The organism is Actinacidiphila sp. DG2A-62 (assembly GCF_035825295.1).
Lineage (GTDB): Bacteria > Actinomycetota > Actinomycetes > Streptomycetales > Streptomycetaceae > Actinacidiphila.
Genome location: NZ_JAYMGI010000002.1, coordinates 2,923,228 through 2,940,769, shown reverse-complemented (window position 1 = coordinate 2,940,769; position 17,542 = coordinate 2,923,228). Strand labels below are relative to the sequence as shown.

The following is a 17,542-nucleotide window of genomic DNA, read 5'->3' as shown; positions in this document are numbered from 1 at the left end:
CCATGTACTGCGGTGGACCAACCCCAGCGGCGGCCGAGGAGTCCCACTAGACATGAGTGAAGCGTCGAGCGCCTCCGGCCGCACCGGCCTGCGCCGCCTGCTGCCCACGTGGCGGATGCTGGTCGGCGGCACGCTGATCGCCCTGCTGCTGCTCGTCGGCGCGTTCTTCGTCGGCTACGCGCTGGTGTCGGTCCCCGACCCGAACGCCGCCGCCGTCGCGCAGAACAACGTCTACCTCTACGCCGACGGCAAGACCGAGATCACCCGCGACGGCGCGGTCAACCGGCAGAACGTCCCGCTCGCCGACGTCGCCAAGACCGCGCAGTACGCGGTGCTCTCCGCGGAGGACCGCACCTTCTACCACGAGTCCGCGGTCAGCCCGAAGGCGATGCTGCGCGCCGCCTGGAACACCGCGACCGGCAAGGGCCGCCAGTCCGGCTCGACGATCACCCAGCAGTACGTCAAGAACTACTACCTCAACCAGAACCAGACGGCGTCGCGGAAGATCAAGGAGTTCTTCATCGCGATCAAGCTGGACCGCAACGAGACCAAGGACCAGATCCTGGAGGGCTACCTCAACACCAGCTACTACGGCCGCAACGCCTACGGCATCCAGGCCGCCTCCCAGGCCTACTTCGGCAAGGACGCCGCCGACCTGACCACCGCGCAGGGCGCGTACCTGGCCACCCTCCTCAACGCGCCCAGCGAGTACGACCTGGCCGCGCACCCGGAGAACGCCCCGGCCGCCAAGGCCCGCTGGAACTACGTCCTGGACGGCATGGTCAAGGAGGGCTGGCTCACCCGGTCCGAGCGCGACGCCACGCCCTTCCCCGCCATCGGCAAGCCCCGGCCGATCGCCAGTAAGGCCGGGCAGCGCGGCTACATCGTCGAGGCGGTCGACCAGTACCTCACCGACCACCACATCGTCAGCAGCGAGGACCTCCAGGCCGGCGGCTACCGCATCGTCACCACCATCCAGAAGCCCAAGGAGGACGCCCTCACCACGGCCGCCCAGCGACACGTCTACGACAAGCGCAGCGACAACAAGGCCGGCCGCGCGGTGCACGCCGGCGCGGTGTCCATCGACCCCGCCACCGGCGACGTGGTCGCCCTCTACGGCGGCGTCGACTACACCAAGCAGTACGTCAGCACCGCCACCAACCACACCTACCAGCCCGGCTCCACCTTCAAGCCGGTGATCTTCACCGCCGCGCTCCAGCACGAGTCGCAGACCCAGGCCGGCGAGCGGATCACCCCGCGCACCCTCTACAGCGGCCGCAACCGCCGGCCCGTCCAGGGCCCCGACGGCCCGGTCGGCTACGCCCCGCCCAACGAGGACGACGCCACCTACGGCGAGATCAGCGTCACCTACGCCATGGACAAGTCCGTCAACGCGGTCTTCGCCCAGATGGCCCAGGACGTCGGCACGGGCAAGGTCATCGACACCGCCCACGACCTGGGCATGCCCGACGACGTCGACATCCCCAAGACGCCCGCGATGGCGCTCGGCGCGTTCGGCGAGCACAGCGCCAGCCCGCTGGACATGGCGCAGGTCTACGCCACCCTCGCCGACCACGGGAAGTCCGTCCCGTACTCGCTGGTCGTCAAGGTGAGCAAGGACGGCAGGGACATCGGGCTGCCCGACCGCAAGCCGGTCCAGTCGGTGCCGCGCGCGGCCGTCGACACCACCACCGCGATGCTGCGCAGCGTCGTGGAGAGCCCGCACGGCACCGCCACCGTGGCCCGCGCCTCCGGCTGGCAGTCCGCGGCCAAGACCGGCACCGCCGACAGCGACAAGGCCGCCTGGTTCGCCGGCTACACGCCCAAGCTCGCCACCGTCGTCGCGATCATGGGCATGGACCCGGACAAGGGCAGCCAGGTCCCGCTGACCGACTCGCTCGGCCCCGGCCGCGTCAACGGCGGCGGCCAGCCCGGCCAGGTCTGGGCCCAGTACACCGCCGACGCGCTGGCCGGCACCCCCAAGCAGGACTTCGACCTGCAGCTCCAGGCCGGCGCGAGCCCGCCGCCGCAGGACACCGAGCCGCCGAGCAGCCAGCCGCCCACCACCACGGGACCGGCGACCACCACGCCGCCGCCGGCCACCACCACGACGCCGCCCACCACCCCGCCGACCAGCCAGCCGCCCACCACCGAGCCCCCGACGACGCCCCCGCCGACCCAGACCCTCAACCCGATCGGCGGGCTCACCGGCGGCGGCGACGGCGGCGGCGCGGGCGGCGCGGGCGGCGGCACGGACGGAGGAGCAGGCGGTGGCACGGGCGGCACCGGGACCGGGGGAGCCGGGCCCGGAGACGGCGGTTCCGGCGGCACCACGGACGGCGGCGGCGCGCAGCCGGGCGGCGGGGGCGGGTGAGACGGCCCCGGGCGGCCGGGTGCCCAGGCGCCGGCTGAGCGCCCGTGCGCGTCAGGCCTGCTTCAGCTCCTGGCGCTGCGTGCCCAGGCCCGCCACGCTCAGCTCCACCACATCTCCCGGACGCAGATACGGCTTGGGCTCCGGATGCCCCATCGCGACGCCCGCCGGGGTGCCGGTGTTGATCACGTCCCCCGGGTACAGCGTCATGAAGTGGCTGAGATAGCGCACCACCTCGGCCACCGGGAAGATCTGCCGCGCGGTCGAGCCGTCCTGCTTCAGCTCCCCGTTCACCCACAGCTTCAGCGCAAGCGCCTGCGGGTCCGGCACCTCGTCCGCGGTGACCAGCCACGGGCCCAGCGGGTTGAACGTCTCGCAGTTCTTGCCCTTGTCCCACTGGCCGCCGCGCTCGATCTGGAACTCCCGCTCCGAGACGTCGTGCGCGATCGCGTAGCCGGCCACCGCGGCCATCGCCTCCCCGTGGTCGGCCGCGTACCGCAGCTCCCGCCCGATCACCACGGCCAGCTCCACCTCCCAGTCGGTTTTGGTGCTGCCGCGCGGCACCAGCACGGTGTCGTCGGGGCCGACCACGGTGTCCGGCGCCTTCATGAACACCACCGGCTCGGCCGGGGGCTCGGCGCCGGTCTCCGCCGCGTGGTCGTGGTAGTTCAGGCCGATGCAGACGATCTTGCCGATCCGGGCCAGCGGCGGGCCGATCCGGTCGCCGGGCTCCAGCGCGGGCAGCGAGCCGTCGCTCGCCGCGGCGGCGATCCGCTCCAGCGCGGCGGCGTCCGCGAGCAGTCCGCCGTCGATGTCGGCGACCAGCCCGGACAGGTCGCGCAGCGTGCCCTCCGGGTCCAGCAGGGCCGGCCGCTCTGCCCCGGCGGGGCCGATCCGCAGCAGTTTCACGATGACTCTCCGTCGCAGGTCGAGGTGGTTGGCGTCGTGGCGTCGACGCCACGGTAGGGCTCAGCGTCGTCTCCGTCTCGAAGGGGCTGTTCGGTGTGATCCGGACCACCGGCCGCCGGTGGCTGGTCGCGCAGCTCCCCGCGCCCCTGAAAACGGCGCGGCGCCCGGCGTATCCGCGGCCCCGGGACAGCGGCCCAGCGCCCGGCGGTCACGTGGCCAGCCGGGTGAGGGCGTAGATCAGCAGGCCGGCCAGGGCTCCGACGACCGTGCCGTTGATGCGGATGAACTGCAGATCACGCCCCACGTGCGCCTCGACCTTGCGGGACGTCACCTCCGCGTCCCACCCCGCCACCGTCTCGCTGATCAGCGACGTGATCTCGTCCCGGTAGGTGGTGACCAGATACGTCGCCGCGTCCTCCAGCCACCCGTCCACCTTCGCCTGCAGCCGCGGATCGCAGTCCAGCCGCGCGCCCAGCGCCAGCAGCGACGCCCGCGTGCGCAACCGCAGCTCGCTGCGCTCGTCCTCCGCCGCGGCCACCACCATCGCGCGCACCGCGCCCCACGCCGAGCCGATCAGCTCCTGCACCTCGCCCCGCGCCAGCAGGTCCTTCTTCAGTCGCTCCACCCGCGCCCGGGTCTCCGGGTCCTCCTGCAGCTCGCCCGCGAAGTCCGCCAGGAACCGGTCCACCGCGCCGCGCGCCGGGTGCCCGGGGGAGTCCCGCATCTCGGTGACGAACCGCAGCAGCTCCTTGTAGACCCGCTCGCCGACCCTGCGGTCCACGAACCGCGGCGTCCACCCCGGCGCGCCGCCCTGCACCGCCTGCATCACCGAGTCGCCGTGCGCCACCAGCCAGTCGTGCGCGCGCACGCACACCAGGTCCACCACCCGGTGATGGCCGCCGTCCGCCACCACCCGGTCCAGCAGCCGGCCCAGACCTGGCGCCACCTCCCGCGCCTCCGCGCGCCGCGTGATCGCCTCGCTCACCACCGCCTGCACATCGGAGTCGCGCAGCACCGTCAGCACCCCGCGCAGCGCCGCCGCGGCCTGCTCGGTCACCTTGTCGGCGTTCCCCGGCTCGCCCACCCAGCGGCCCAGCCGCGCGCCCACGCCCACCGAGCGCAGCCGCGCCCGCACCACGTCCGAGGACAGGAAGTTCTCGCCGACGAAGTCGCCGAGGCTCTCGCCCAGCGCGTCCTTCTTCGTCGGGATGATCGCGGTGTGCGGGATCGGCAGCCCGAGCGGCCGGCGGAACAGCGCGGTGACCGCGAACCAGTCCGCGAGCGCGCCCACCATGCCCGCCTCGGCCGCCGCCGCGACATAACCGGCCCACGCGCCCGCGCCGCGCGCGTCGGCCCACTTGCCCAGCGCGTACACGAGCGTCGCGGTCAGCAGGAACGCGGTCGCGATCAGCTTCATCCGCCGCACGCCGCGCATCCGCTCCGCGTCCGGCTCCCCGCCGCCGGGTCCGCCCGGCCCCGCCGGCCCCGCCGGCCGCGCCGGACCTGCCGGCCCCGCCGGACCCGTCGACCGCGTCGGCGTCGCACCGGGTCCGCCCGGTCGCGCCGGCTGCCCGGCCCGGCCCGCGAGCCCGCCGCCGGGCGGCGCCGATCCGCCGCCATGCGGTGCGGGCCGATCCCGCGCCGCCGCGCCCGCCGCTTCGTCCCCAGCCATCCGCGCCATCCGTTCCCCGCGTGTCCTCGCCTCGCCGCGACCGCCCGCGGGCCGCCCGTACCTGTGTGAACGTACGACAGGTTCCCTGCGCCTCCCCGCGGCACACCACCGGGACCCCGGAGCGCCGCCCCGACCGGCACGGATGCGAGCATCAGCCACGGACGGAACCCACGGACGGAGACGTACGGACGGAACCCACGCACGGACCCGTACGGCACGCGGGCCCCGCGCACCGGGCAGGACGCGTCCCCGCGGGCGCGCACCTGACCGGCGGGCGTGCCCGCGCACCCGGGACCCCGCGCAACGCCGTACGACCGCCCGGCGCCGTACGACCGGCCGGCTTCGTACGACCGGCCGGCGGGACCAGCCACCCGCAGGACCAGCACCCCGTACGACCAGCACCCCGTACGACCAGCAGCCCGTAGAACGACCATCCCGTACGACCATCACCCGCACCGAGGAGCAGCGCAGCATGACCGCCCCGCAGTCCACCGGCGGCCTGGCCGGATACGCCGAACGCTTCGAGGCGCCCGACGGCTACCTCGACTTCGCCCGCTACGGGCCGCCGTCCCGCGACGTGCTCGACGCCGTCGCCGGCGCGCTCGGCCGCTCCGCGCGCGCCGACCAGCACACCGTGAACGACCTGATGCGCGCCGACGCCGAGGCCCGCGGCGCCGCCGCCCGGCTCGCCGGCGCCGACCCCGCGCACACCGTGCTGCTGCCGAACACCTCGACCGGGCTGTTCCACGCGGCGTTCGGCCTCCCCGAGGGAACCGTGCTGGTGCCCGCGGGGGAGTTCCCGGCCAACCACTACCCGTGGCGCCGCGCCGCCGCGCTCGGCCGGGTCCGCCCCCGGATGCTGCCGCCCGACCCGCTCGGCCGGATCACCCCCGACGCGGTCCGCGCCGCGCTCACCGACGACACCGTGGCCCTGTCCGTCAGCGCCGTCGACTTCCGCACCGGCTTCCGCGCCGACCTCGCCGGGCTGCGCGAGGCCATCGGCCCCGACCGGCTGCTGATCGTCGACGCCGTCCAGGGCTTCGGCGTCGCCGACCTGCCCTGGCAGGCCGCCGACGTCCTCGTCACCGGCGGCCAGAAATGGCTGCGGGCCGGCTGGTCCACCGGCTTCGCCGTGCTCGGCCAACGCGCCCTGGACCGCCTCGAACCCGTCCTCACCGGCTGGACCGGCATCGAGGACGTCGCCCTCTTCGACGACGAGGAGCACCCGCCGGCCGCCGACGCACGGCGCTGGAGCATCACCAACCTCAGCCCGGTCGCCGCGGCCGCCCTCGCCGCGGCCCTCGCGCTGGTCGAGCGCACCACCGTCGCCGCGATCGAGGCGCACGTCGCCGAGCGGGTGGGCGAGCTCCTCGACGCCGTACGCCGCCACGGCGGCCGGGTGCTCTCCCCGACCGAGCCCGCGCGCCGCGCCGGCATCGTCTCCTTCGCCCTCCCCGGCACCGCCCCCGCGGACATCGCGCGGGCCCTGCACGCCCACGGCATCGCCCCGACCGTCCGCGTCGACTCCGTCCGCCTGTCGCCCCACGCGTCGACGCCGCGATCGGCGGCGGAGCGAGTGAGCGCGGCGCTCGGGTCGCTGCGCTAGCCGCAGGGGGGCGGCGGGTCCCGCGGAGCCGGCCGCGCACTCGGGGCGCGGGACGCGCCGGCCCGCGGCGAGCAACCCTCCGGGCGCGTACCGCGTGTTCAGGGGTAGCCGCGGGGCGCGGGGTCGCGCGGGGGGCGAAGGGGGCACCGCCAGTGAAGCGTCGCCGGAAGACCGGACCCGCGGCACGCGGCGCCGTCCACGCCGCCGGACCCGCGGCCCGCGGCCGGGACACCGGGGTGCGGGCCGGCCGCCGTACCGGCGCGCGCGGGGCCCGACCGGCCCGCGGGCCTGCGGCGACCGCCGCCGCGGCCGTGCTCGCCGCCCTCGTCCTCGCGGTCGGCGCGACCGCCTGCGACGGCGCCGCCGCCCGCGCCTGGGACTGCGCCAAGACCGCCGCGACCATCGCCGGAGACGTCCAGGACCTGCAGAGCACCGCCACCAACATCGGCCAGGTCTCCGAGGCCGAGCGCCGCCACGACACCGTCGACGCGCTCGACCGGCTCCAAGACGACCTGGACCGGATCGGCAAGCGCGACGGCGGCGGGGACGGGGACGGCGACACGAAGAAAGCGGTCACCCGGCTGTCGGACTCCGTGCGCGCGGCACGCGACCAGGCGGCGGACGGCCGCACCCCCGACCTGAAGCCGGTCGCGTCGGCCGCCGGGCACTTCACCGACGTGTGCGCCGGGGGCTGAGCCGACCCGGTCCGCCGGCCGGCCGCGCGGGTCCGCCGGCGGAGCACCGCCCGCTCCCCGTACCCCCACCGCGCCGGAACGCGCGCCCGCCGGGCCGGAACGCGCGCCCCCGCCCACCGCGCCGCGGACCCGCCCCCGCCCACCGGGATAATCGGCGCATGACCACCCGCCTCGTCCTCGCCACCCGCAACGCCCACAAGGTCGGAGAACTGCGCGCGATCCTCGGCGCCGCCGGGCTCGACGTCGAACTCGTCGGCGCCGACGCCTACCCCGAGATCCCCGACGTCAAGGAGACCGGCGTCACCTTCGCCGAGAACGCGCTGCTCAAGGCCCGCGCGCTCGCCGACGCCACCGGCCTGCCCGCGGTCGCCGACGACTCGGGGCTCTGCGTCGACGTCCTCGGCGGCGCCCCCGGCATCTTCTCCGCGCGCTGGGCCGGCAAGCACGGCGACGACCTCGCCAACCTCGACCTGCTGCTCGCCCAGCTCGGCGACATCGACCACCCGCACCGCGGCGCCCACTTCGCCTGCGCCGCCGCCCTCGCGCTGCCCGGCGGCGCCACCCGCGTCACCGAGGGCCGCCTCACCGGAACCCTCCGCCACACCCCCGCCGGCACCGGCGGCTTCGGCTACGACCCGATCCTCGAACCCGACGAGGGCCCCGACGCCTTCCGCGGCCGCACCTGTGCCGAGCTGACCCCCGAGGAGAAGAACTCCATCAGCCACCGCGGCAAGGCCTTCCGCGCCCTCACCCCCCACATCACCGAACTCCTGGCCTGACCGACAAAAACGCGGCGCCGATGTCGTCCGGGCCCCGGCCCGGGCACGCGAAAAGGCCCGCCCCCACCCGGGGACGGGCCCACCATGTGCGGCCGGTGGGATTCGAACCCACACGGGGGGTTACCCCACTGGGACCTAAACCCAGCTCGGCTGCCTGATTTCGACACGGCCGCTCGTCCCACCATGGTAGCCATGCGGTACGGCACGCGATACACCGTTCACGGTCCGTCCGCTTCCCGCGCCGCCCGCCGCCCTCCCCGCCCCCAGGTCTCGGTGACGGCATGGCAGTTCGGGCACAGGTAGCGGAGGTTGGCGGCCCGGTTGTCGCGCCAGTCGCCGTTCGCGTGGTCGATCTGGAGCGTGATCGGCCGCCCCCGCCACTGCCCGCTGTTGCCGCACTCCGCACAGCGGTGCGGTACGCCGATCTCCTGGAGCGCCCGGTGGAGGCGTGCGCGGTTCGTCCGCGCGGAACCCGCGGGCAGCACCACCAGGACCCCTTCCGCGCTCGCGCGGCTCCGGGGCGGCCGGGCCGCGGCCCACGGACGCCGGACGAAGTGCGCGGTGTCCAGCCCCAGCCGCGACACCTGCCGGCGCAGCCACCGGTGCGTGGCGTATCCCGCTTCGAGGCCGAGTGCCCGGGCCACCGCGGCGTAGCCGGTCGACGCCGCCACGGCCTGCCGCAGGCGCGCGTCGGGGACGTCGCGGCGCACGCCGCCGAAGTGGGAGGTGTCCGTGCCGTGCGCCCGCAGCATCCGGCCGAGTGCCGCCCGGGCGCGGCCGTCGTCCGGCACGCCCAGCGCCCGCGCCACGCCCCGGATGCTGGTGGCGCGGGCGGCGGCGGAAGCAAGCTCCGCCTCGCCGAAGGACGGCAGCGGCGGCTGCCGTCGCCGGGCCGGGAAGTGGCTTCGGTCGATCCGCGCGGCGTCGATCCGTCGCGACAGATGCGACAGCGTGCCGCTGGCCGGCTCCGCGCCGAGGGCGACGGCGACCTCGCGCAGGCACGTCGACGCGGCGACGGCCGCGGCCAGTTCGTCGTCCGAGTACCTGCGGCGCGCGCTCCCCGCCCCCGCCATCGGCTCCCGCCCTTCCCGTACGACACATCCGTTCGATGCGTTCGAACGGTCAACGACGGGCGCGGCCCGAGGGCACGGGCGGGGTCAGACGGCGAGGTCGCGGAGGAGTTTGGCGACGTGGCCGGTGGCGCGGACGTTGTAGAAGGCGTGGGCCACGTGGCCGGTCTCGTCGACGACGACGGTGGAGCGGATCACGCCGGTCACCGTCTTGCCGTACATCGTCTTCTCGCCGTACGCGCCGTAGGCGGTCAGCACGGACTTGTCCGGGTCGGAGACCAGGGTGACCTTCAGGGACTCCTTCTCGCGGAACTTCGCCAGCTTCTCCGGCTTGTCCGGCGACACCCCGATCACGTCGTAGCCGGCGGCGGCCAGCACGTCGAGGTTGTCGGTGAAGTCGCACGCCTGCTTGGTGCAGCCGGGCGTCAGCGCGGCCGGGTAGAAGTACACGATGGTCTTGCGGCCGCGGTGGTCGGCCAGCGCGACGGGCTTGCCGTCGGCGTCCGGCAGGGTGAAGTCGGGTGCGGTGTCGCCGGGGGCGAGGCGCTCGGACATGCAAGCTCCTAGGGCAAGGAACGGGGTGCCGACGAGGCGTGCACCCCGTCATGCTGAGAGACTGTCCGAACGCTACCGAATCGTTCGACGAGCCGATGGAGGCAGTGCGGTGCCCGAAGGTGCCAGGACGCCCGCCCAGATCGAGGCGGAGATTGCCCGCAGGCGCGAGGATCTCGCGGCGACGCTCGACGAGATCGCGGTACGGGTGCACCCGGCGACGATCGCGCGGGACACCAAGGCCAAGGCGGTGTCGGCGCTGGACCGCACGGTCGGCCAGGCCTACGCCGCGGCGAACCGCGCGATCAGCAGCGCCCGCGCGCAGTTCGTGGACGAGAAGGGCCGGCCGCGGCCGGACCGCATCGTCCCGGCGGCGGTCGCCGCGGCCGTGGTCGTCGGTACGGTGGTCGGCCTCTCGGTGCGGCGCCGCCGCCGGTAACGTCGTCGTCGTGAGCTCGAACAGTGAACACGACAAGCTGCCGATCCGCATGCTGCACGACCGGGTGCTGGTCCGGCAGGACAGAACCGAAGGCGAGCGCCGCAGCGGCGGCGGCATCCTCATCCCGGCCACGGCGGCCGTCGGCAAGCGGCTGGCCTGGGCGGAAGTCGTCGCGATCGGCCAGAACGTGCGCACCGTCGAGGTCGGCGACCGGGTGCTGTACGACCCCGAGGACCGCGCGGAGGTCGAGGTCCGCGGGGTCGCGTACGTGCTGATGCGCGAGCGCGACCTGCACGCGGTGGCCGCCGAGCGGCTCCAGGGCACGGACGACTCCACGGGGTTGTATCTGTGACCGCCGTCGCGCCCTCACGCCGTCCAGGACGTCCGCAACTCCTCCAGGAACGCGGTGAGTCCGTCCACCACCAGCGCGTGGTCCTCCGCCTGCGGCAGGCCGGAGACGCCGACCACGCCGATCACGCCCGCGCCGGTGACCCGCAGCGGGAAGGCGCCGCCGTGTGCGGCGTACCGGTCCGGGTCGAGCCGGGAGGACTCCTCGAAGGTCGTGCCCCTGGACCGGAACCGTTCGCCGACCCGCAGGGAGCTGGCGGCGTAGCGCTCGACCACCCGGGCCTTGCGCTCCAGCCACGCGTCGTTGTCGGGGGTGGTGCCCTCCAGCGCGTAGTGGAAGAGCCGCTGGCCGCCGCGGCGGATGTCGACGGTGACCGCGGCCCGGCGCTCGCGGGCCAGGCCCACCAGCAGGGAGCCCAGCCGCCACGCGTCGTCGTGGGTGAAGCGCGGGAGGACCAGCGCCTCCTCCTGCGCGGCGAGTTCCTCCAGCAGCCCGTCGCCGCCGCGCGCGTCCCGCGTGCTCACAGCTCCACCACCCTTCCCTCGTGCGCCGAGCGGCGCGCCGCTTCGATGACCTCCAGGGCCGCCGCCGCCTCCAGCGCGGTGACCGGGGGCGGGGCGCCGTCGCGCAGGGCCGCGACGACGGCCGCGTAGAAGGCGGGGTAGTCGCCGGGGACCGACGGCACCGGGCGGGCCGAGCCGTCCGTGCCGAGCGTGCCCCACGCCGGCTCCGGCTCGGCGCCCCAGGCCGTGCCCTCGCCGGGCCGCAGGCCCTCGCGCAGCGCCGCCTCCTGCGGGTCGAGCCCGTAGGTGACGAAACCGCCCTCGCTGCCGAGTATGCGCAGCCGCGGGCCGAGGCGCGCGGCGGTGGCGCTCATCCACAGGTGCGAGCGGACGCCCGAGGCGTGGGTGATCGCGATGAACGAGTCGTCGTCCGCGGTGGTGCCGGCCCGGCGCGCGTCGGCCTCGGCGTAGACCCGGCGGGCCGGGCCGAACAGGGCGAGCGCCTGGTCGACGAGGTGGCTGCCGAGGTCGTAGAGCAGCCCGCCGATGTCGGCCGGGTCGCCCGACTCGCGCCAGCCGCCCTTGAGCCGCGGCCGCCAGCGCTCGAAGCGGGACTCGAAGCGGTACGGCTCGCCGATGCCGCCCTGCTCCAGCAGCGCGCGCAGGGTGAGGAAGTCGCTGTCCCAGCGGCGGTTGTGGAAGACGCTCAGCATCAGGCCGCGCGCGTCGGCGAGCGCGGCGAGCGCGCGGGCCTGCGCGGCGGTGCCGGCCAGCGGCTTGTCCACGACGACCGGCAGGCCGGCCTCCAGCGCGGCGGTGGCCAGCGGCACGTGGGTGCGGTTGGGGGAGGCGAGCACCACCAGGTCGAGGTCGCCGGCGCGGGCCCACAGCTCGTCGGCGGAGTCGGCGAAGGCCGCGCCCGGGTGCTCGGCGCGGGCGTGCGCGCGGCGCTCGGGGCTGCGGGTGACGACGGTGTCCAGTTCCAGGCCGGGCGTGGCGGCGATCAGCGGCGCGTGGAAGAACGACCCGGCCGGTCCGTATCCGACCAGCGCGACGCGCAGCGGCGCGGGGTCCGGTCGGGCTTCCGGCCGGGGTTCCGGCCGGGTGCCCGGTCCGGACGCGGGCGCGTCCTCCGGGCGCCGGCCCGGTACGGAACCGGGGTGCTGGTCCCGTGCGCCGTCCGGGGCGGCGGAGGCGGCGGGGGCGGCGCCGGCCGCCGGGGGTCTGGGCAGAACTCATGCCGACCACTTTTGCAACAGCGTTGCCGAAGCGCAAGCGCGCGGCACAATGGCACCGTGCACCCGTCAGCCTCCGGGGCGAACCTGCCCGCACTGCGCGACCACAACGCCGCCCTCGTGCTCGACCTGCTGCGCGCCGCGGCCCGCGCCGGCGGCGGGCTCAGCCGGGCCGGCCTCGCCGAGCGCACCGGCCTGACCCCGCAGGCGATCAGCAAGATCACCGCGCGGCTGCGCGCCGAGGGCCTGGTCGAGGACTCCGGTCACCGGGCCCCGACCGGCGGCAAGCCGCGCGCCGGGCTGCGGCTGGCGGCCGGGGCGCGGTACGCGGTCGGCGCGCATTTGGACGGCGTACGGCTCACCGCGGTGGTCAGCGACCTGGCGGGCCGGCCGGTGGCCGACCTCGCCGTGCCGCTGGACCTCGGCCGCCCGGTCGACGAGGCGCTCGCGGCGATCGCCGACGGCATACGCGAGGCCGCCGCGCTCGCCCCCGGCCCGGTGCTGGGCGCGGGCGTCGGCGTTCGCGGGCCGCTGGACCACCGCACCGGTGTGCTGCACCGCGTCACCGGCTTCCCGCACTGGCAGGGCTGCCCGCTGCGCGCCGAACTCACCCGCCGCCTCGGCCTGCCGGTCGCCGTCGACAAGAACACGAACGCGGCGGCGCTCGCGCTGCTGGCCGCGCCGGCGGACCCGGAGCGGCCGGCGTCCGACGCGCGGCGTCCGCCGGGCGGTACGGACGAGCCCGCGCGCGGCCCCGGACGGTCGGCGGGCGATCCCTCGGCGGACGGCCCCGGGGGGTCGGCGGGAGACCCCTCGGCGGACGGCCCCGGGGGGTCGGCTGGCGGCCCCTCGGTTGGCGACCCCGGGGGGTCGGCTGGCGGCCCCTCGGCTGGCGGCCCCGGGCGGTCGGCGGGCGATCCCTCGGCTGGCGGCCCCGGGCGGTCGGCTGGCGGCCCCTCGGCTGGCGACCCCGGGGGGTCGGCTGGTGGCCCCGGTCCTGCGGGAGCCGGGCCCGACCGGCGGGACGCCCCCGGCCCCGCGGCCTCCGGCGTCGACGCGCCCGCCGAGGCAGCGGACGCACCCGGGCACCGCGGCCGCGCGGAGTCCTTCGCGTACCTGCACCTCGGCACGGGGCTCGGCGCGGCGCTGGTGCTGGAGGGAGCGGTGTACCGGGGCGGACGGACCGGCGCGGGGGAGTTCGGGCACCAGGCGGTGCAGCTCGACGGGCCGCTGTGCAAGTGCGGCAACCGCGGCTGCCTGGAGGCGCTGTGCCTGGCCGCGGCGGACCGCGGCGACACCGCGGGCGCGGCCCGGCTGCTGGGCGTGGGCGCCGCGAACCTCGTGGCGCTGCTCGACATCGACCGGGTCGTGCTGGGCGGCGGCGGGGTCCGCGCCGCGCCGCGGGCGTACCGCGCGGGGGTCGCCGCGGTGCTGGCCGAGCGCGGCCGGAGCGTGCCCGTGGACGTCGCGCCGCCGCGGGCCGTCGCGGAGGGCGCGGCGCTGCTGGTGCTTCAGCCCTTCTTCACCGCCGGCCCCTTCCGCTGAGCCGCGGCCCGCGCCCGCCGAGCCCGAGCTCGAACCCGGGTCCGGTCCGGGTCCGGCCCGCGCCCGCCGAGCCCGGGTCCGCCGAGCGCGGCCCCCCCGCGTGGCCCCCCGCGCGTCGCCACCGAGCCCGCGCCCGCCGCCGTCCGCCCGCGCCCTGCCCAGCCCGCGAGACGCCCGGCGCGGCCCCCGACCCGCCCCGGCTACGCTGAAGCCGGGCGCGGACGCCCGCGTACACCCACGCCACCCACGTACACCCGCATGCAGCAGACCGCGCAGCAAGGAGACCGGACCGTGTCGACACGCAAGCCGATCGAGTCGTGGCTCACCGACATGGACGGGGTGCTGATCCACGAGGGCACGCCGATCCCGGGGGCCGACGCGTTCCTCAAGGGCCTGAAGGAGTCGGGCAAGCCGTTCCTGGTGCTGACCAACAACTCCATCTACACCCCGCGCGACCTGCACGCCCGGCTGACCCGGATGGGCCTGGACGTGCCGGTCGCCAACATCTGGACGTCCGCGCTGGCGACCGCGAAGTTCCTGGACGACCAGCGCCCCGGCGGCACCGCGTACGTGATCGGCGAGGCGGGCCTGACCACCGCGCTGCACGACGTGGGCTACGTGCTCACCGACCACGACCCGGACTACGTGGTGCTCGGCGAGACCCGCACCTACAGCTTCGAGGCGCTGACCAAGGCGATCCGGCTGATCAACGGCGGCGCGCGGTTCATCTGCACCAACCCCGACGAGACCGGCCCCTCGCCGGAGGGCGTGCTGCCCGCGGCGGGATCGGTGGCCGCGCTGATCACCAAGGCCACCGGCAAGGCGCCGTACTTCGTCGGCAAGCCCAACCCCCTGATGATGCGGGCCGGGCTCAACGTGATCGGCGCGCACTCCGAGAGCAGCGCGATGATCGGCGACCGGATGGACACCGACGTGCTGGCCGGGCTGGAGTCCGGGATGGAGACGTTCCTGGTGCTCACCGGGCTCACCGCGGTGCCGGACATCGACCGCTACCCGTTCCGGCCGTCGCGGGTCGTGGACTCGATCGCGGACCTGGTCGCCGAGATCTGAGGGCGACGTCGGGGGCCTTCGACGCCGTCCGCGCGGACGTCGGCGGCCGGCCGCCGCGCGTGTCCCGGTGACGGGTGCGGGGAGCGGGCGCCGGATCGCCGGCCGGTGACGCTGCGTAGGCCGTACGTCACCCGCGCGGCGCAGTGAGGGGCCGCCCGGGGTGCGGGCGGCGGCGGGCGCCGGGATCTTCGTAAGCACCGGGCGCGGAACGCCGCGGCCGGCCGAGCGGAGGTCCCCCTGATGTCCCGTCGCACCCTGCCCGTGGCCGCGTTGCCCGCGGCCGCCGCCGTGGTGGTCGCCGCCGCGCTCGGCGGCCTGTCCGCAGCACCGTGTGCCGCCGCCGCGGCCGCCGACGAGTCCGGCACGGGACCGGGCAGAGCCCCGGCTGCGGCGTCCCCTTCGACCCGGGCGCCCGCGCCGGCGGGCGCCCTGACCGGCCTCGCGGCGCTCGGCGTCCCCGCCGACGCGACGGCGCCGGACGCCGGCACGGGCTCGGACGCCGGAGCCGGTGTCGGCACCGGCTCCGACGCGGGGGCGGGCACGCTGACCGATCCGGGCGCGGGCGCGGCCACCGACCAGGCGGTCGACCCCAGCACCGGACTCCCGGCGGACTCCGGTACGGGCACGGACACCGGTACGAGCACGGGCGCGGACTCCGGTACGAGCACGGGCGCGGACTCCGGTACGAGCACGGGCGCGGACTCCGGTGCAGGCGCCGACTCCGCCACCGACCCCGGGATGGACGCCACCGTCGATCCCGGCGCCGACCCGGACACCGCGTCCGGCACGGACTCCGGCTCCGGCTCCGACTTGACGGCGGGCGGCGCCGCGGGCGCCGCCGCGATGGACGTCAGCCCGGCCACCGTCGCCCCCGGTGGCCAGGTCACCCTGCACCTGGCGACCGCGTGCAGCGCCGGCCACACCGCCAAGGCCAGCGCCAGCGTCTTCGTGGACAGCGTCACGCTCGCCCCGGCCACCGACGGCCGGGGCGGCCTGGAAGCCAGCGCGTTCATCAAGTCCGACGCGGCGGACGGCTCGTACACCGTCTCGGTGTGGTGCGACGGGGACTCCGCGTCGGCCTCCGCGACGGCGTCGATCACCGTCACCGCCTCGGCGACGCCGCTGACCCCGGTGACGCCGCCGCAGCCGGTCCGGCCGGTGCCCGCGGGCGGGGGCGGCGCGGCCCACCTGGCGGTCGACCGCACCGGCGGCGCGGCGCAGCTCGCGGCGGGCCCGGCCGCGGCCGGCTCCAGCACCGGGCCGCTGCTGGCCACCGGCGGGTTCGTGCTGGCGGGGCTGGGCGTCGCCGCGGTCCGCCGCAGGGCCGCGCGCGCCGCCCGCGGCGCCGCGACGCGCGGCTGACGCCGGTGGCCGAGGAGTCCGCGGCCGGGCGCCGCGCCTGGGCGGCCTGCGCGGCGGCGCTGCTGCTGACGGCGTGGCTGCTCGGCTCCGGCCACGGTCCGGCGGGCGCGGCGCCCGCCGGACCGTCCCAGGCCGGCCTCCAGCCCGGCGCGGACGGCGGGTCCGGCACCGCGGCGGGCGCGGGCGCCGAGGCCGGGCCGGGCGCCGCGGGCCACTCCGCGTCCGGCGCCGGCGGGACGCACGCGCCGCTGGCCGCCGCCGACCCGGTGCGCCTGGACATCGCCTCGCTGGGCATCCACGCGCCGGTCGTCCCGCGCGGCCTGACCGACGGCACGGTGGACCCGCCGCCGTACTCCACCCCGGGGACCACCGGCTGGTATCGCGGCGGCCCGGCGCCGGGCTCGGCGGGCGCGGCGCTGATCGTCGGCCACGTCGACACCGACACCGGCCCCGCCGTCTTCTTCCCGCTGCGCACCGTCAAGCCGGGCGCGGCCATCGACGTGACCCGCGCGGACGGCACGGTCGCCGAGTTCACCGCCCGCACCGTGGACACCGTCCCCAGGGCCCACTTCGACCCCGCCCGCGCCTACGGCTCTCCGACCGGCCCCCCGCAGCTGCGCCTCATCACCTGCGGCGGCGCCTTCGACCCCGCGACCCGCGCTTACACCGCGAACCTCGTCGTCACCGCCCCCCTCACCGGAGCCCGCGGGGCATAGGCGGCAGCCGGTAAGGTACGTGCTGTCGGGTTCGTGCGCTGCCAGAAGGACGGAGGGGTCCCGTGACGATCACCCACGACCGGCCGCAGATGGGAGCCGAGGAGTTCGAGCGGCTCGCCGCCGCGGCGGAACGCGACGACATCCGCCTGGAGTTCATCGACGGAAAGCTCGGGGTCAAAGCAGTGCCGGACGGGGACCACGACGAGATCATCCGCTTCGTCATGAAGCACTGCCTGCAGCAGCGTCCCGAGCTGTGGCTCTACCCGGAGCGGGGGCTGAAGGTCGAGGCGTACCGCACGGGTCACGCCAGGCCGGACGGAGCGCTCGCTCCCGAGGGCGCTTTCGCCGGCCAGGGCGAGTGGGCCGCCGCCGACCAGGTGCTGATGGTGGTCGAGGTGACGTCCTACGACAGCGACACCGACAAGCGGGACCGTGAGGACAAGCCGCGGGCGTACGCCGAGACGGGTATTCCGGTCTACCTGCTGATCGACCGCACCCTCGGCGAGGTCGTGGTGCACAGCTCGCCGGACAGCCGCGGCGTGTACAGCCACCTGGACCGCTACCTGTTCGGCAAGCGGGTGGAGCTGCCCGCGCCGGTCGGGGTGGTGCTGGACACCGAGCCGCTCAAGGGGTGGGTGCGCTGACGCGCGGGGACCGCTGAGGAACGT

Annotated in this window: 17 protein-coding genes and 1 tRNA gene; 11 read left to right on the top strand and 7 right to left on the bottom strand. The window is 76.3% G+C overall.

What is annotated here, in order from left to right:
* Positions 1 to 52: 52 nt before the first annotated feature.
* Positions 53 to 2,374 (top strand): transglycosylase domain-containing protein, encoded by a 2,322-nt coding sequence (locus tag VSR01_RS12980; RefSeq protein ID WP_326449385.1) that lies wholly within the window; start codon positions 53 to 55, stop codon positions 2,372 to 2,374.
* A gap of 51 nt (positions 2,375 to 2,425) precedes the next feature.
* On the opposite strand, the gene VSR01_RS12975 is transcribed toward VSR01_RS12980, so the two are convergent.
* Together VSR01_RS12975 and VSR01_RS12970 are read right to left on the bottom strand one after the other, a co-directional pair.
* Positions 2,426 to 3,280, bottom strand: a complete 855-nt coding sequence (locus tag VSR01_RS12975) for a fumarylacetoacetate hydrolase family protein (RefSeq protein WP_326449384.1) — start codon at positions 3,278 to 3,280, stop codon at positions 2,426 to 2,428.
* A 208-nt stretch (positions 3,281 to 3,488) separates the two neighbouring features.
* On the bottom strand, positions 3,489 to 4,952 hold the full coding sequence (locus tag VSR01_RS12970; RefSeq protein ID WP_326449383.1) for a DUF445 domain-containing protein: 1,464 nt from the start codon (positions 4,950 to 4,952) through the stop codon (positions 3,489 to 3,491).
* 472 nt (positions 4,953 to 5,424) lie between these two features.
* Here VSR01_RS12970 and VSR01_RS12965 point away from each other — a divergent pair, with 472 nt between their 5' ends.
* From VSR01_RS12965 to rdgB, 3 genes are all read left to right on the top strand, one after another.
* Positions 5,425 to 6,558, top strand: a complete 1,134-nt coding sequence (locus VSR01_RS12965) for an aminotransferase class V-fold PLP-dependent enzyme (RefSeq protein WP_326449382.1) — start codon at positions 5,425 to 5,427, stop codon at positions 6,556 to 6,558.
* Positions 6,559 to 6,710: 152 nt separating this feature from the next.
* Complete coding sequence (locus tag VSR01_RS12960; RefSeq protein WP_326449381.1) at positions 6,711 to 7,253, top strand: hypothetical protein; 543 nt, start codon at positions 6,711 to 6,713, stop codon at positions 7,251 to 7,253.
* Positions 7,254 to 7,411: 158 nt separating this feature from the next.
* Positions 7,412 to 8,032: an RdgB/HAM1 family non-canonical purine NTP pyrophosphatase gene (gene rdgB, locus VSR01_RS12955; protein ID WP_326449380.1), complete on the top strand. Its 621-nt coding sequence runs from the start codon at positions 7,412 to 7,414 to the stop codon at positions 8,030 to 8,032.
* Between the two features lie 87 nt (positions 8,033 to 8,119).
* Here the strand turns inward: rdgB and VSR01_RS12950 are convergent.
* The 3 genes from VSR01_RS12950 to bcp all read right to left on the bottom strand — a co-directional run bounded on the left by VSR01_RS12950 (position 8,120) and on the right by bcp (position 9,657).
* Positions 8,120 to 8,205: transfer RNA gene (locus VSR01_RS12950), tRNA-Leu, on the bottom strand.
* A gap of 45 nt (positions 8,206 to 8,250) precedes the next feature.
* Positions 8,251 to 9,105, bottom strand: a complete 855-nt coding sequence (locus VSR01_RS12945; RefSeq protein WP_326449379.1) for an HNH endonuclease signature motif containing protein — start codon at positions 9,103 to 9,105, stop codon at positions 8,251 to 8,253.
* A gap of 84 nt (positions 9,106 to 9,189) precedes the next feature.
* Positions 9,190 to 9,657 (bottom strand): thioredoxin-dependent thiol peroxidase, encoded by a 468-nt coding sequence (gene bcp, locus VSR01_RS12940; protein ID WP_326449378.1) that lies wholly within the window; start codon positions 9,655 to 9,657, stop codon positions 9,190 to 9,192.
* Positions 9,658 to 9,766: 109 nt separating this feature from the next.
* Between bcp and VSR01_RS12935 the strand changes: the two genes are divergently transcribed.
* Entirely contained in the window at positions 9,767 to 10,093 is a 327-nt protein-coding gene (locus tag VSR01_RS12935; RefSeq protein WP_326449377.1) for a DUF3618 domain-containing protein, read from the top strand.
* Positions 10,094 to 10,142: 49 nt separating this feature from the next.
* Positions 10,143 to 10,445, top strand: coding sequence for a GroES family chaperonin (locus VSR01_RS12930; protein ID WP_326453634.1), 303 nt, complete (start codon positions 10,143 to 10,145; stop codon positions 10,443 to 10,445).
* A 14-nt stretch (positions 10,446 to 10,459) separates the two neighbouring features.
* Here the strand turns inward: VSR01_RS12930 and VSR01_RS12925 are convergent, their stop codons facing one another.
* Positions 10,460 to 10,966, bottom strand: a complete 507-nt coding sequence (locus tag VSR01_RS12925) for a heme-degrading domain-containing protein (protein WP_326449376.1) — start codon at positions 10,964 to 10,966, stop codon at positions 10,460 to 10,462.
* The gene (locus VSR01_RS12920; RefSeq protein WP_326453633.1) at positions 10,963 to 12,006 is read right to left on the bottom strand and encodes a Gfo/Idh/MocA family oxidoreductase; all 1,044 of its coding nucleotides are present in this window, start codon (positions 12,004 to 12,006) and stop codon (positions 10,963 to 10,965) included. Before VSR01_RS12920 ends, VSR01_RS12925 begins: the two co-directional genes overlap by 4 nt.
* 234 nt (positions 12,007 to 12,240) lie before the next feature.
* Between VSR01_RS12920 and VSR01_RS12915 the strand changes: the two genes are divergently transcribed.
* The 5 genes from VSR01_RS12915 to VSR01_RS12895 all read left to right on the top strand — a co-directional run bounded on the left by VSR01_RS12915 (position 12,241) and on the right by VSR01_RS12895 (position 17,518).
* Positions 12,241 to 13,725: an ROK family transcriptional regulator gene (locus VSR01_RS12915; protein ID WP_326449375.1), complete on the top strand. Its 1,485-nt coding sequence runs from the start codon at positions 12,241 to 12,243 to the stop codon at positions 13,723 to 13,725.
* A gap of 291 nt (positions 13,726 to 14,016) precedes the next feature.
* Positions 14,017 to 14,796 (top strand): HAD-IIA family hydrolase, encoded by a 780-nt coding sequence (locus tag VSR01_RS12910; RefSeq protein WP_326449374.1) that lies wholly within the window; start codon positions 14,017 to 14,019, stop codon positions 14,794 to 14,796.
* A 240-nt stretch (positions 14,797 to 15,036) separates the two neighbouring features.
* Entirely contained in the window at positions 15,037 to 16,158 is a 1,122-nt protein-coding gene (locus tag VSR01_RS12905) for a hypothetical protein (RefSeq protein WP_326449373.1), read from the top strand.
* Between the two features lie 5 nt (positions 16,159 to 16,163).
* Positions 16,164 to 16,874, top strand: coding sequence for a class F sortase (locus VSR01_RS12900; RefSeq protein ID WP_326449372.1), 711 nt, complete (start codon positions 16,164 to 16,166; stop codon positions 16,872 to 16,874).
* A gap of 89 nt (positions 16,875 to 16,963) precedes the next feature.
* Positions 16,964 to 17,518: a Uma2 family endonuclease gene (locus VSR01_RS12895; RefSeq protein ID WP_326453632.1), complete on the top strand. Its 555-nt coding sequence runs from the start codon at positions 16,964 to 16,966 to the stop codon at positions 17,516 to 17,518.
* Positions 17,519 to 17,542: the final 24 nt, after the last annotated feature.

Bases quoted from the DNA above. Each gene is read 5' to 3' on its own strand.
- VSR01_RS12980 (WP_326449385.1), top strand. From the start codon at position 53: ATGAGTGAAGCGTCGAGCGCCTCCGGCCGCACCGGCCTGCGCCGCCTG.
- VSR01_RS12970 (WP_326449383.1), bottom strand. From the start codon at position 4,952: ATGGCTGGGGACGAAGCGGCGGGCGCGGCGGCGCGGGATCGGCCCGCA.
- VSR01_RS12965 (WP_326449382.1), top strand. From the start codon at position 5,425: ATGACCGCCCCGCAGTCCACCGGCGGCCTGGCCGGATACGCCGAACGC.
- rdgB (WP_326449380.1), top strand. From the start codon at position 7,412: ATGACCACCCGCCTCGTCCTCGCCACCCGCAACGCCCACAAGGTCGGA.
- VSR01_RS12945 (WP_326449379.1), bottom strand. From the start codon at position 9,105: ATGGCGGGGGCGGGGAGCGCGCGCCGCAGGTACTCGGACGACGAACTG.
- bcp (WP_326449378.1), bottom strand. From the start codon at position 9,657: ATGTCCGAGCGCCTCGCCCCCGGCGACACCGCACCCGACTTCACCCTG.
- VSR01_RS12930 (WP_326453634.1), top strand. From the start codon at position 10,143: ATGCTGCACGACCGGGTGCTGGTCCGGCAGGACAGAACCGAAGGCGAG.
- VSR01_RS12905 (WP_326449373.1), top strand. From the start codon at position 15,037: ATGTCCCGTCGCACCCTGCCCGTGGCCGCGTTGCCCGCGGCCGCCGCC.
- VSR01_RS12895 (WP_326453632.1), top strand. From the start codon at position 16,964: ATGGGAGCCGAGGAGTTCGAGCGGCTCGCCGCCGCGGCGGAACGCGAC.